Origin of the sequence: Faecalibacterium sp. I2-3-92 (assembly GCF_023347315.1) — a bacterium.
In the GTDB taxonomy this organism is placed as follows: domain Bacteria; phylum Bacillota; class Clostridia; order Oscillospirales; family Ruminococcaceae; genus Faecalibacterium; species Faecalibacterium duncaniae.
This window is the reverse complement of sequence record NZ_CP094470.1, coordinates 1365478-1377881: the sequence shown is the minus strand read 5'-3', so window position 1 is coordinate 1377881 and position 12404 is coordinate 1365478. Positions and strand designations below refer to the sequence as shown.

At 59.6% G+C, this 12404-nt stretch carries 13 protein-coding genes and 2 tRNA genes; 4 read left to right on the top strand and 11 right to left on the bottom strand.

Annotated features, from left to right (window positions below; translation table 11 throughout):
* Positions 1–110: 110 nt before the first annotated feature.
* A complete protein-coding gene (spoIVB, locus tag MTP42_RS06730; RefSeq protein WP_249258247.1) occupies positions 111–1307 on the bottom strand; it encodes a SpoIVB peptidase in 1197 nt (398 codons plus the stop codon).
* Positions 1308–1515: 208 nt separating this feature from the next.
* Here spoIVB and MTP42_RS06725 point away from each other — a divergent pair.
* Positions 1516–1596 (top strand) — tRNA-Leu (locus MTP42_RS06725).
* Positions 1597–1711: 115 nt separating this feature from the next.
* On the opposite strand, the gene MTP42_RS06720 is transcribed toward MTP42_RS06725, so the two are convergent.
* A tRNA-Leu gene (locus MTP42_RS06720) sits at positions 1712–1791 on the bottom strand.
* A gap of 141 nt (positions 1792–1932) precedes the next feature.
* Here MTP42_RS06720 and MTP42_RS06715 point away from each other — a divergent pair.
* Positions 1933–2781: a polysaccharide deacetylase family protein gene (locus MTP42_RS06715; protein ID WP_249258246.1), complete on the top strand. Its 849-nt coding sequence runs from the start codon at positions 1933–1935 to the stop codon at positions 2779–2781.
* Here the strand turns inward: MTP42_RS06715 and MTP42_RS06710 are convergent.
* From MTP42_RS06710 to MTP42_RS06680, 7 genes are all read right to left on the bottom strand, one after another.
* Complete coding sequence (locus tag MTP42_RS06710; protein ID WP_249258245.1) at positions 2741–3511, bottom strand: MerR family transcriptional regulator; 771 nt, start codon at positions 3509–3511, stop codon at positions 2741–2743. The two genes, MTP42_RS06715 and MTP42_RS06710, sit on opposite strands and share 41 nt — an antisense overlap.
* Before the next feature lie 124 nt (positions 3512–3635).
* Positions 3636–5036: an aminopeptidase gene (locus tag MTP42_RS06705; protein WP_005932785.1), complete on the bottom strand. Its 1401-nt coding sequence runs from the start codon at positions 5034–5036 to the stop codon at positions 3636–3638.
* Between the two features lie 82 nt (positions 5037–5118).
* Entirely contained in the window at positions 5119–5682 is a 564-nt protein-coding gene (locus MTP42_RS06700) for a lytic transglycosylase domain-containing protein (RefSeq protein WP_097772200.1), read from the bottom strand.
* Complete coding sequence (gene coaE, locus MTP42_RS06695; protein ID WP_005932782.1) at positions 5679–6308, bottom strand: dephospho-CoA kinase; 630 nt, start codon at positions 6306–6308, stop codon at positions 5679–5681. The genes MTP42_RS06700 and coaE overlap by 4 nt, the downstream gene beginning before the upstream one ends.
* Positions 6305–7330: an L-threonylcarbamoyladenylate synthase gene (locus MTP42_RS06690; protein WP_238077531.1), complete on the bottom strand. Its 1026-nt coding sequence runs from the start codon at positions 7328–7330 to the stop codon at positions 6305–6307. Before MTP42_RS06690 ends, coaE begins: the two co-directional genes overlap by 4 nt.
* Positions 7331–7417: 87 nt before the next feature.
* Positions 7418–8509: a peptide chain release factor 1 gene (gene prfA / locus MTP42_RS06685; protein ID WP_249258244.1), complete on the bottom strand. Its 1092-nt coding sequence runs from the start codon at positions 8507–8509 to the stop codon at positions 7418–7420.
* Between the two features lie 31 nt (positions 8510–8540).
* Positions 8541–8732, bottom strand: coding sequence for a DUF951 domain-containing protein (locus MTP42_RS06680; RefSeq protein WP_207696897.1), 192 nt, complete (start codon positions 8730–8732; stop codon positions 8541–8543).
* Between the two features lie 196 nt (positions 8733–8928).
* On the opposite strand from MTP42_RS06680, the gene MTP42_RS06675 reads away from it, so the two are divergent.
* Both MTP42_RS06675 and MTP42_RS06670 read left to right on the top strand, forming a co-directional pair.
* A complete protein-coding gene (locus MTP42_RS06675) occupies positions 8929–9864 on the top strand; it encodes a S1 RNA-binding domain-containing protein (protein ID WP_249258243.1) in 936 nt (311 codons plus the stop codon).
* A gap of 92 nt (positions 9865–9956) precedes the next feature.
* Positions 9957–10499, top strand: coding sequence for a DUF4364 family protein (locus MTP42_RS06670; RefSeq protein WP_097771065.1), 543 nt, complete (start codon positions 9957–9959; stop codon positions 10497–10499).
* A gap of 39 nt (positions 10500–10538) precedes the next feature.
* On the opposite strand, the gene yqeB is transcribed toward MTP42_RS06670, so the two are convergent.
* Positions 10539–11354 carry a selenium-dependent molybdenum cofactor biosynthesis protein YqeB gene (yqeB, locus tag MTP42_RS06665; protein ID WP_249258242.1) on the bottom strand — a complete coding sequence of 272 codons (816 nt, stop codon included), beginning with the start codon at positions 11352–11354 and terminating at the stop codon, positions 10539–10541.
* Between the two features lie 3 nt (positions 11355–11357).
* Positions 11358–12389, bottom strand: coding sequence for an XdhC family protein (locus tag MTP42_RS06660; protein ID WP_242700786.1), 1032 nt, complete (start codon positions 12387–12389; stop codon positions 11358–11360).
* Positions 12390–12404 lie beyond the last annotated feature (15 nt).

The window sequence follows — 12404 nt, the reverse complement described above, 5'->3', positions numbered from 1 at the left end:
TTTCCTTACGTTTCTGATTTTACCATAAATTCCCATGGATTTCAACTGTTATTTTTGCCATATTATGGAATCTTCAGTCGAATCAGCCTGTTTTGTTTTACCAAATCTGCTCATTTTTCCTCCGTTGCAACCTGTTCAGCCTGCTCCAACATGGTCTGCGCGAAAATTCCATAGCCCCGTGTCGGATCGTTGACGAGAACATGGGTCACTGCGCCGACCAGCCGCCCATTCTGCAAAATGGGACTGCCGCTCATCCCCTGCACAATGCCGCCGGTTCGGGTAAGCAGGGCTTTGTCCACCACCCGGATGACCATATTGCGGCGCGGATCGGCATCGCTGATCTTCTCGATGCGGACATGGTAGGTACGGGGCGTTTCCCCGGCGACGGTAGCCAGGATCTGTGCATCCCCCGTCTCGACCTCCTGCGCAAACGCCACCGGCATGGTTTGCCCGGAAAAGCCTGTCCGTGTTGTGCCATAAACGCCGTTTTCTCCATTGATCCGGATGCTGCCAATGGCGTGGGCGCTCAGGAACTTCCCTTTCAGCTCCCCTGGGCTGCCCACAGTACCCATGCTGCACCCGGTGATCTCACACGGCACAATCTCCCCGCTGCGCAGAGCGATGCTTTCGCCGGTGTCGCCGTCGCTGATGGGATGCCCCAGCCCCGCAAAGACGCCTTTTTCCGGGTCCACAAAGGTCAGAGTGCCCACACCGGCAGAGGAATCCCGCACCCACATGCCTGCCCGCCACTGGGCGGCAGCGGCATCCCAGACAGGGGTCAGGATGGTGCTGCGCTGTTCCCCGCTGCGGACATAGATGACCTCTGCGGCGCTTCCCCGGGCAGCTTCCAGCGCTTCCTTCACAGCGTCATTGTTTTCCGTCCTGATCTGTCCAATGCGGATCACGCGGTCCCCCAGACGCAGTCCCGCTGCCTTTGCCGGGTTCACTGTGCTCCCGCCGGAGCTGTCAATATCGGAAAAGCCAACGATCAGTGCCCCCTCGGAGAACATTTTGACCCCGAACGGCGTACCGCAGACCGTGACCTGCGTGCGCTCCGTGACCACCGTGCGGATATTCTTGATGGGAAGCCAGCCGCCCAGTGACAGAGTGGTTTGGTAACTGCCCACGACCTGGGTACTGGCCGCATTCTGGCTGCCGTGAAGCCCCATAGGTTCCACCCAGCCAAAGCGGGGCAAAAGCAAGGTCTGCCCGGGTTCCAGATAAACACGATCCGGCAGGCGGCTGTACAGCCAACCCAGCAGCAGAAACGGCAGCAGGAGCAGATACACTGCTGTCAGTCTCAGCAATCGGTATGCTCTGTTGCGTCGTTTCACGGTCCTGCCTCCCCGGTGATAATTTGTTCTAGTATGCACCGGGAAACCATTGAATATGAAACGAGGAAATTTCTATCAAAATCGCTTGACTTTCCCGGGGTAATGTGGTAGTATATTCAAGCAGTCCGCAACAACGGTTTCAAGCCTCAGAAATCCAGGATTGCAACAATTTTATAGTTGTGCGAGGGTGGCGGAACTGGCAGACGCGCACGTTTGAGGTGCGTGTGGTTTATCCTTGGGGGTTCGAGTCCCCTCCCTCGCATAAAAGAAAGCCCACGGTCTAGCGATAGATCGTGGGCTTTTCTTATTCTCTCCAACCAAAGCCGCAAGCAAAACGGCAGGCCCGGATTCTATCCAAGGGCCTGCCGTTTTGTGTATGCAGGAGAAGGGACTTGAACCCTCACTCACTGGGAACTGGTGCCTAAAACCAGCGCGTCTGCCATTCCGCCACTCCTGCACGGAGAACTTATTTAGTTTATCAATTTTTGCGGGAAATGTCAATTCCTCTGCCTGCTTTTGTATTCTACAAATTTTCAGCAGGTCATATCCTATAAGAGATACTGCAGATCCAATGCGATTTGTCAAGGAGGTTTGGGAGATGGTTTCATGGCTGAGAGCAAACGGGAAGTTTTTATTTCGCGGGGCAGCTCTGCTTCTGGCGGGCGCGGCGGCAGGCTTTGGGCTGGGGCTGTTTTTTGCTGTGCCGGCGGGGCCCGGCTGCCAGGAAAACGACCTGACCCCGGTACCGGATACCGGCTTTGTCTCCCCTGCTCCGGAGGCAGCCCCTGCAAGCTCATTGCCGCAGGAGGAGCCGATGCCGGAGAAATGGGTCTGCCTGACCTTCGATGACGGCCCCAGCAAAACGACCCCGGCGGTTCTGGATGCGCTGAACGCCGCCGGGGTCAAGGCCACCTTTTTTGTGGTGGCCACGGGCTACAATGAAAAATACCTGCCGCTCATTGCGGATGCAGCGGCAGCAGGCCACCAGATCGCGCTGCATTCCGCATCCCATGAATACAGCGACATCTACCAGAGTGCAGATGCTTACTGGCAGGATATCGAGCTGTTGAAAGAGCGCATCTCGCCCTATGTCAACACAGCTTCTCTGCATTACCTGCGCTTTCCGGGCGGCAGCACCAACACGGTCAGCCGCCGCTACGGCGGGCGCGGCGTGATGGCCGAGCTGAAACAGCAATGTACCGAAAAGGGATATGCCTATGTAGACTGGAATGTCTGCGCTGAGGATGCCGTGGGCGGCAAGCCCAGTGCCGGGACCATCTACCGGAATGTGGTGCGTGAGACCGGCGAGCAGACCCAGTGCATCGTTCTGATGCATGATTCCGCCACCACCCGCACCACCGCCGAGGCGCTGCCGGACATCATCCAGTGGTATCGGGATCAGGGGTTCACATTCTGCCGCGTAGAGCAAGTGCTCCCAGCACCATAGCGGCCACTGCCACAGGGAGCAGCCGCCGCAGCCAGCGCAGCAGGCGTTCCCGCCTGAGCGGCAGTCCCGTTTTGAGAGATTCCGGGAAGAGTGCTTCGCAGCAGATAGAATCGCAATAGCGGCCCTGCCCGCGCCATGCCTTATACCGGATACCGTGCCACTCAAACTCCGGGTACATTCCCCCTTTTGTGATGCAGACGGGGCTCCCTTGAGCTTCCCCATAGCGCAGCAGCACGGCTGCAAAATCCTCCGGGGTATTGATGGACTGTTCCGATACGATGAAAAAGCGTTTTTTCTGTTCGTTTTCTGCCACGGTACGGTAATCCCTGAGCCAGCCGGAGAAAAATCTGCCCGGCTCCTGCGGGTTCTGCATCCGTTTCAGGCAGTCGTCCACATCCAGCTGATCCACCTGAGGAGTCTGTTGGGTCAGCTCTGCGCAAAAGCGGATCGCACCCGCCAGCTGTGCCGCCTGCTGCTCCAGTACCGCCTGCTGTGCCTGAAGTGCTTCGCTCAGCGGCTGTTCCCCGTTGAGGACCCTCTGTATTACGGGCAGCGGCATATCCAGCATCCGAAGCATCCGGATCAGTTTCAGGGTCCGGATATCCCCGGCGGTGTAATCCCGGTAGGCATTGCCCCGGTTACGGGCAGGGGTCATCAGCCCTTCTTTTTCGTAGAAGCGGATGTTGGGGCTGGAAACTCCACTCTGTTCCGCAGCCTGTTTGATGTTCATTTGCTTCACCTCCGCCCTTACACTACACCATAAAGTCGGTTGAAGGTCAAGCATTTTTCAGAAAATAGCGCAAAAATGCCCCGGCGGGTGCAAAACCTGCCGGGGCATTCATTCTGGATCGCGCTTACTGTGCGTTGTTGAACAGGGAGAAGGCACGGTAAGCCATGTACAGGTCGTTCTTATGGATGACCTCAAAGGGAGCGTGCATGGACAGCACAGGCACACCGATATCCAGCACGGGGATGCCGCGGTTTGCGACATACTTGGCGATGGTGCCGCCGCCGCCCAGATCCAGACGGCCCAGCTCACCGATCTGCCATGCAACGTTGCCGTTGTCCAGCATCCGGGTGATATCACTGACCAGCTCAGCGCAGGCATCGCTTGCGGATCCCTTGCTGCCGCCGCCGGTGTACTTGAAGATGGCAACGCCGCGGCCTGCATAAGTGCCGTTCATAGGCTCGAATGCACTTGCCCAGGTGGGATCGTAGGCAGCGGTCACGTCAGCGGACAGGCAGACGCTGTGACGGAAGGCCAGGATATCATCCTGACCGGCAGTACGGCAGAGCTCCTGCATGAAGTGGAAGGCGTACATGCTCTGCATACCGGTCACGCCGTCGGAACCGATCTCTTCCTTATCGGTCAGGACGCAGACGGTGGTGTAAGCGGGGTTCTTGGTCTCGATCTCGGCCATCAGTGCAGGATAAGCGTCCACACGGTCATCGTGGCCATAGCCGCCCACCATGGAGCGGTCGAAGCCAACGTCGCGGCTCTTGTAAGCCGGGGTGATCTCGATCTCAGCACGCATGAACTCCTTCTCAGTGATGCCGTACTTCTCGTTGAGCAGAATCATGGTGTTCAGCTTGACAGCTTCCTTGACGTTCTCGTCATCAACAGCGTCGGAGCCGATGAGGATGTTCAGCTCCTCAGCCTTGATGCCGTCCTTCAGGGGACGGGCGTTCTGCTCGGCACCCAGATGGGGCAGCAGGTCGGTGATGCAGAAGACGGGATCGTTCTCATCCTCGCCCACACGAACGGTGACGGTAGAGCCATCCTCACGGGTGAACACGCCGTGGATGGACAGAGGGATAGTGCCCCACTGATACTTGCGGATACCACCGTAGTAATGGGTCTTGAAGTAGCTCAGGTGGTCAGACTCATACAGCGGGGTGGGACGCAGATCCAGACGGGGGCTGTCGGTGTGGGCAATGACCAGATGGAAGCCATCCTCAAAGCTCTTGGTACCGATGGTGGAAGCCACCACAGCCTTGTTGCACTGGACAAAGTAGATCTTGTCGCCGGGCTTGTAGGTCTTTTTCGGGTCGAACTGCTGGTAGCCTGCATCCTTGAGCATCTGCTCGCTCTCGGCGGCGACCTCGCGCTCGGTCTTGCCTGCATCCAGGAACTTCTTGTAGCCCTCGGCAAAGTCGTGGGCCTTCTGCTTCACGTCAGCGTCCTTATCGGCGACGTAAGCAGGCTTATAGAGCAGCTTTTCAGCCAGCTGCTGGTTCGGAGTTTTTTCTGCCATAGAATTTCTCCTGCCTTTCTCTTTCGGTATTCCTAAATATTTCAAACCGGCGCAAGCCGGTTCAAGCGGGTTTGCAGCCTGCTCAGGCTCCGTACAGCTCGGTGTACTTGGCATAGCAGGCGGTGATCTTTTCCACATAGTGGTGCATCTGGTTATAGGGGAAGCCCGACAGGGTCAACCCGTCCTCCGAGTGTTCTTCCTTCTGGAGCAGGGCATCCACGGTGCCCCACCCGCTGTGGTAGGCTGCGGCGGCCGTGGAGATATCGCCGTTGTAACGCACCAGGCAGAGGTGGAGATAATAGCATCCAAAGCGGATGCTCTCATCGGGGTCGTACAGGTCGCCAAAGGAAACCTCCTCCCCCAGGCCCAGCTTACTGCGGAGCCAGAGGAAGGTCTCCTCCGTCATCTGCATCAGGCCGCGCGCATCGACACTGGAAGTTGCGCCCGGGTCAAAGCCGCTCTCGGTGCGGATGAAGGAATAGACCAGCAGCGGGTCAAGGTCATACTCGGCAGCGTACTGCTCCACAAGGTCGTTGTATTTCCGCGGGTAGAGCCGCTGTTCCACCTGACGGCGCACCGGCGGCAGCGCCAGCAGGACCACACAGAGCAGAAAGAGCAGCACCAGCGTTTTCAAAAACTTTTTCAAAGCGAAGTGTCCGCGCCCCCTTTCCGTGCGCCCTCAGCCTGCAGCTGCTCACAGAGCGCCGCTGCCGCCGCTTCCAGAGAAGCAAGGTCAGCATCATTGCGCAGGACAAGATCGGCCCTGGCAAGCAGGACCTCTTCCGGGGTCTGGGCGTTGAGCCGCCGTGCCGCCATCTCCGGGGCGATGCCGTCCCGGGCCGCAATGCGGGCCACACTGGTGGCAAAGGGCGCAGTGACCACACAGAGGTGGTCACACTCTTTTTCCGCATCGGTGCCCACGATCACGGCTCCGTCTATCACAAAAAGCGGTGCTCCGGCTTCCCGGGCGGCCTGCTTCAATCTGCAGACCCGCCGGATGATCTCCGGAAGCACGAGAGAATCCAGAGCAGCCTTTCCCTCCGGTGCGGCAAAGGCGCGGTCTGCCAGCAGGCGGCGGTTCAGGCTGCCGTCGGCATACAGGATATCTGCCCCGAACCGCTGGGCCAGCACTGGCAGCAGCGGAGAACCGGGCAGCAGGATCTCGCGGGAGATCTGGTCGGCATCCACCAGCGGGACACCATGGGCGGCAAATACCGCCGTCACAGTCGATTTGCCGCAGCCGCTGCGGCCGGTGATCCCAAGCGTGATCATAGCTGGATCACCCGGAACGCTGCCGCACGGATCAGGCGGTTGTACACCGCCATGGACAGGCCGTCCTTTTTGGGGCAGCGGGCATAGACCACCCCGTCCCCCTGCTCATCCAGGGCACGCAGGCTGCGGAAGATATGCTTTGCCTGATCGGCACCGTCGCCCTCCCTGCCATACTCCACGCAGGGCCAGCCGAGCTTTTCGGCCTCTCCGGTAAAGCAGAGGCAGCTGGGGTTCTGGTCGGCATGGGCATCCACATAGGCCTTGAACTGCTCAAAGGTGCCGTCCAGCAGGGTAACATCTGCCTTAGGGGCGTAATGCTTATACTTCATGCCGGGGCTGCGGACAACAGCACCCTCGGGCAGCTTTTCGAGGATGGCTTTGGAGACCTCGACCTCCTCACCCAGAGCGCGCTCCAGATCTTCCAGCGTGATATGGCCGGGGCGGAACAGGGTGGGCTTTTCGCCTACCACAGAGATCACGGTACTCTCCACACCCACATCGCACTCGCCGCCATCCAGGATCAGGGGCAGGCGGCCATCCATATCAGTGAACACATCCTGTGCGTTGGTGGGGCTGGGCTTGCCGGAAAGGTTCGCGCTGGGGGCCGCAAAGGCACAGCCGCTCTGCGCAATGACAGCCCGTGCCACCGGGTGGCTGGGCATCCGGATGCCCACCGTGTCCAGACCGGCACAGCACTCTGCGGCCACCTCCGAGCCGCGGGGCATGATGATGGTCAGAGGGCCGGGGCAGAACGCGGCCATCAGCAGCTGGGCACGCTCGGGCACCTCGCTGACAAGACCGGGCAGCATCTCCGGGCCGGTGACATGGACGATCAGGGGGTTATCCTGCGGGCGGCCCTTGGCCACAAAGATCTTTGCGACTGCCGCGCCGTTGCGCGCATCGGCGGCAATGCCGTAGACCGTCTCGGTGGGCAGGGCCACCAGCTCCCCTCTGCGCAGCAGATCAGCCGCTTTGGCGATTGCTTCGCCCTCGGCAGGTAAAATTTCAGTTTTCATTTTCATGCGGTTCATCGTTCTTTCTGTCTGTAAAGTATAAATACTTTTCAATCATCAAATCAACACAAACACGTTATTCTTTTCATCATAGCTTCATTCGGTCTGTGCGTTGAGCTGACGCAGTTTTTCGGCCTGTTCATGGGTTGCCAGTGCATCAATGATCTCGTCCAGATTTCCGTCCATGATCTTATCCAGATTGTGGACCGTCAGGCCAATGCGATGGTCGGTGCAGCGATCCTGCGGGAAATTGTAAGTCCGGATCTTCTCGCTGCGGTCACCGGTTCCCACCTGCCCCGCGCGGTTGGCATTGATGGCATCCTGCTGTTCCTTTTGCTTCTGGGCCAGCAGGCGGCTGCGCAGGATCTCCAGCGCCTTATCCTTATTCTGGAACTGGCTGCGTTCGTTCTGGCACTCCACCACCATTCCGGTGGGGATGTGCGTGACCCGGATGGCGCTGGACGTTTTGTTGATGTGCTGGCCGCCCGCACCCGAGGAGCGGAAGGTATCGATGCGCAGATCCTTGGGGTCGATGACAAGATCCACCTCTTCGGCCTGCGGCATCACCGCCACGGTTGCCGTGGAGGTGTGGATGCGGCCCTGCGTTTCGGTCTCGGGCACACGCTGGACACGGTGCACTCCGCTCTCATACTTGAGCCGGTTATAGGCCCCTGCGCCGTTCACGGCAAGAATGGCTTCCTTGACACCGCCCAGCTCCGTCTCATTGAGGTTCAGAACCTCCAGCTCCCAGCCCCTGCTCTGAACGTACATGGTGTACATCCGCATCAGGCTGTGGGCAAACAGCGCGGCCTCTTCGCCGCCCGCACCGCCGCGCAGCTCCATGATGACGCTTTTGCCATCGTTGACATCCTTGGGCAGCAGCAAAATTTTGAGATTATTTTCCAGCTGCGCCACTTCCTGACTTTTTTCGCTGATCTCCTGCTGTACCATTTCCTTAAAGTCCGGATCAAGGGCCTCGCCCTCGAGCAGGGCTTTGGCCTGAGCAAGATGATCCTGCGCCGTGATCAGGGCCTGATAGGCCTGCACCACGGGCTCCGCCTCGTGATACTCCTGCATCAGGCGGCGGAACAGTGCGGAATCTGCCGCTGTTTCCGGCTGGTTCAGGCGGATGGAAAGTTCTTCAAACCGGTGGCTGACAGCCTCCATTTGGGAAAGCAGTCTTGACATACTGTGCAGTTCTCCTTACATGACCCAATGGTTACTCGGCAGCGCCGGACTTGAGCACTTTCTTGATGTTTTTTTCAATTTTCGCGCGGGGCAGCATGACCTCACGGCCGCAGCCCGTGCAGCGGATCTTGAAATCCATGCCGACCCGGAGCACCTCGAAGCTGGAAGCTCCGCACGGGTGTTTTTTGCGGGTCTGGATGGTATCTCCCACTGCGATATCCATGTTTCTTTCCCTCCTGCCGCCCCTTTGCGGGGCAGTACCCTGTGCAGCAGGTTTCCATGCCGCACATACAGATATAGTATAAACCAAACTCGTATAAAATGCAATTGTCCGCGCATAGAGTTTTAATGCCGACACCTGCTTTGTGTGCCGACGTGCAGCGGAAAACGCTAAAATAACACAGAAAGAGGAACAAACCATGATGCAGACATTTCGTACTGAAGGCAATTACCGTTCCGCAGACCGGCTCAGCCCCGCAGAACTGCGCGCCGCCATCGCCAGCCGCGAAATTTTACAGAGCACTGCCCTTGCCTTTGACACCCAGCGCCAGCTCCGGTTCGACCTGGGCGGGGTAAAGGCCGTGATGCCCTTTGGCCAGTGTGCCGATGGGGCTGAGAGCGGCACCGTGCGGGACATCGCGGTGCTGACGCGGGTGGGCCGCCCCACCTGCTTTGTGATCGAAGGGATGGAGACCGGGGAAAACGGCCAGCCCTACTACCTGCTTTCCCGGGCTGAGGCACAGCGGATGTGCAAGGCAGAGTATCTGGACACCTTACAACCCGGGGACATCCTGCCCTGCACTGTGACCCACATCGAGCCGTTTGGTGCCTTTTGTGATGTTGGGTGCGGCATCAGCGCCCTGCTGCCCATCGACTGCATGTCGGTCAGCCGCATCTCATCCCCTGCCGACCGGGTGAGCGTGGGCCAGCAGATCCTGTGCGCCATCAAAAACCGGGACGTGCAGGGGCGGTTCGTGCTGAGCATCCGGGAGCTGCTGGGCACCTGGGAGGAGAACGCCGCCGGGTTCACCGTGGGCGAAACCGTGGTGGGCATTGTGCGGAGCGTGGAGGAATACGGCACCTTTGTGGAGATCGCCCCCAATCTGGCCGGCCTCGCCGAGACCTGCCCCGACCTGCACCCCGGGCAGGCGGTGAGCGTCTACATCAAAAACATCCTGCCTGATAAAATGAAGATCAAGCTGGTCATCGTCAACCACAGCCTGGGCCAGAGCCACCGGTTCGACCTGCGCTATTTCATCACCGAGGGGCATATCGACCACTGGCTGTATTCCACCCCCGAAAGCCGCAAGCGCATTGAGACAGATTTTGCGGTTGCGGCTTGCAATCCTGTCTGAAACCCTTTATACTATAAGAAAGTGATTCTTTACGGCCTGCCCCGAGGCAGTGCCGGGCAGCAATTTGAAATGACAGGGGGATGTGCAGAACGATGGCCGCCAACGATGCTTTTACCGCCGGTGTTCGTCCCGGCGGATTGACCGACAGCACGGAGATCCGGTTGCTGTTGTGTTATCTGGTAAAGAATGCCGGGCCGATCACCCGGACGGAGATCGAGAACGCGCTGATGGAAGAACAGCTGGTCAACTATTTTGAGATCGGCTCCTGTCTGGATGATATCACCCGCCAGCAGCTGGTCACGCTGAAGGAAGACCGCTATTCCATCACCGAAAAAGGACGCAAGGTCGCGCAGGAGCTTGCCTATGACCTGCCCCGCAGTGTGCGGGAGCGCGCGGTGGCGGCGGTTCTGCGCAGCCAGACCTGGGCCCGCAAGGAAGCCGAGTACAGCGCCCGCATCACCGAAAAGCCGGACGGCCACTGCTCCATCCGCTGCACCATCAAGGCACTGGATCAGGAGCTGTTTTGTCTGGACATCGGCACGCCTGACCGGCTGAGTGCCGATCTGGTCAAGAAGCAATTCATCCTCAAGGGCAACGAGATCTATCAGATGCTCATCACAAAACTGACAGAGTAACAAAGAAACGGGGCTGTTGCAAAAACAGTCCCGTTTCTTTTAGTTCCAGCACGCTGCGGCGATCAGTTCCAGCACACTGCCCGCAATGCAGCGGGCCTTATCCGAGATGAGAAAGCAGTTTTCCAGCTCCGCACGGCGGGGGTCCACATCAGCCACCTTGAATCCTTTGGTCACCGGGTAGCCATCCCGCAGCAGCCCCCGCAGGATGCCGGAAATCTGTGTGACCACCGGCAGACGCTGGCCGTCTGGTGTTTCGATCTCGGCCACAGCCTCGCCAGCCTCCACAAAATCAGCGATAGAATGCAGGTTGCGGAAGATACCCGCGGCCTGTGCATGGAGCACACGCTCGGCACCATAGCCGCCGATGATGCCCGGCACGCCGGAGTTGGGTGCAGCAGACCCTTCCCGGATGATGCGGCCCAGCTTGTGGCCGCGCTTGGTCTCCACCACCACGTTCACATCCTGCCCCGCCGTAAAACCGGGGCCAAGGGCAATGGTCAGCGGAGCCATCTCCCGGGTGGTGCCCAGATTTTTCTTTGCGATGATGGCATCCACCAGAACAGCTGGCCTTGCCTGCGGCAGACACGCACCTGTGGGGTCTATCAGAATCGGCACGGCGTTCTGTGCCCAGACGGCATCGGCATCCGCCAGCGTCTCCACCCGGATGCCCCGCATTCCTTCCACAGCGGTCTCGCCTTCGTAAACAGCCTCACAGAGAGACACCTGCCGACGGATGGCGGCGGGATGGGCTGTTTCCAGCACCAGCACCCGCAGCCCCGCCGACCAGAGCCGATGCACAACACCGGTGGCAAGGTCTCCCCCGCCCCGGACAACGATCAGGTCATCACGTTTCATGGCTCATTCCTCCGGTTCCAGACGCTGCAAAAAGACTTCCATGGAGCCGCCGCAGGCTGCAATAGCAGCGGCATCGCTAGCCCCCTCTGTGGTAAAGGCGGCCAGCCTGCACGGGGCAGCCCCTGGCTCCAGCAATTCCCGCGCCAGCTGCTGGGTGCGGTACTCCATGATGCCGCCGCCCACACTGCCCACGGCAGAGCCATCGGGCAGGACCAACATCTTGGAGCCTTCCTCCCGTGGCGTAGAGCCATGGCGGCCTACGATGGTCGCCAGCACCGCCGGAGCGGTCTGCTGTTCCAGCGCAGCCAGCAGCACCGGGGAAAAGCCCTCGGTCTGCTGGCGGCTGTTTTTAACAGAGACGATCTCCGCAAGAATAGAAAGTGCGATCTCCTGTGCGGTTTTTGCGCCAATGGAAAGCCCAATGGGCGCGTGCAGGGCATCAATGCGCTCTTGCGGCAGCCCCAGCTCGGCCAGTTGTGTGTGCACCAGAGCCGCGCGCTTCCGGCTGCCCATCATGCCCACATAGGCGGCGGGCTTTTGCAGAATAGAACGCAGGCAGGCGATATCACAGCTGTGGGCGCGGGTCACGACCACAAAGTATGTCTCCTGCCCGCCGGGGATCTGTGCAAGGCCCTCTGCAAAGGGCAGGCAGAGCACAGCATCGGCCCCGACCTGACGCAGCTCCTCCGCAAACTCGGGGCGGTCCTCCAGCGCTGTGACCGGCAGGCCCAGCAGCTTTGCCAGCCGCACCACCGACGCGCCCACATGGCCGCCGCCGCAGACCACAAGCTGCGGGGCTGCGCCAAAGCGCTCCACAAAGATGCGCTGTCCGGCTGATTTCAGAATTCCACTGGAGGTCACAGCGGCCAAGGCAGGCAGATGCTCCCCCCAGAACGCAGGCAGCTCCTCCGGCCAGACCGGTGCTGTGTTCCGCAGCAGGACACGTTCCCCCTGCGCCCGGCCTTCCAGCACCGTGGCCAGCAGAAAATCCCCCTCCCGGTCATGGAGTGCATTGAAAAAAGAACGGTTTCCCATCCAATTCTCCTTTAT

What these genes read in the sequence shown, in the direction of transcription:
- MTP42_RS06715 (WP_249258246.1), top strand. Translation starts at nt 1,933, where the DNA reads ATGGTTTCATGGCTGAGAGCAAACGGGAAGTTTTTATTTCGCGGGGCA.
- MTP42_RS06710 (WP_249258245.1), bottom strand. Translation starts at nt 3,511, where the DNA reads ATGAACATCAAACAGGCTGCGGAACAGAGTGGAGTTTCCAGCCCCAAC.
- MTP42_RS06705 (WP_005932785.1), bottom strand. Translation starts at nt 5,036, where the DNA reads ATGGCAGAAAAAACTCCGAACCAGCAGCTGGCTGAAAAGCTGCTCTAT.
- coaE (WP_005932782.1), bottom strand. Translation starts at nt 6,308, where the DNA reads ATGATCACGCTTGGGATCACCGGCCGCAGCGGCTGCGGCAAATCGACT.
- MTP42_RS06690 (WP_238077531.1), bottom strand. Translation starts at nt 7,330, where the DNA reads ATGAAAATGAAAACTGAAATTTTACCTGCCGAGGGCGAAGCAATCGCC.
- prfA (WP_249258244.1), bottom strand. Translation starts at nt 8,509, where the DNA reads ATGTCAAGACTGCTTTCCCAAATGGAGGCTGTCAGCCACCGGTTTGAA.
- MTP42_RS06680 (WP_207696897.1), bottom strand. Translation starts at nt 8,732, where the DNA reads ATGGATATCGCAGTGGGAGATACCATCCAGACCCGCAAAAAACACCCG.
- MTP42_RS06675 (WP_249258243.1), top strand. Translation starts at nt 8,929, where the DNA reads ATGATGCAGACATTTCGTACTGAAGGCAATTACCGTTCCGCAGACCGG.
- MTP42_RS06670 (WP_097771065.1), top strand. Translation starts at nt 9,957, where the DNA reads ATGGCCGCCAACGATGCTTTTACCGCCGGTGTTCGTCCCGGCGGATTG.
- yqeB (WP_249258242.1), bottom strand. Translation starts at nt 11,354, where the DNA reads ATGAAACGTGATGACCTGATCGTTGTCCGGGGCGGGGGAGACCTTGCC.
- MTP42_RS06660 (WP_242700786.1), bottom strand. Translation starts at nt 12,389, where the DNA reads ATGGGAAACCGTTCTTTTTTCAATGCACTCCATGACCGGGAGGGGGAT.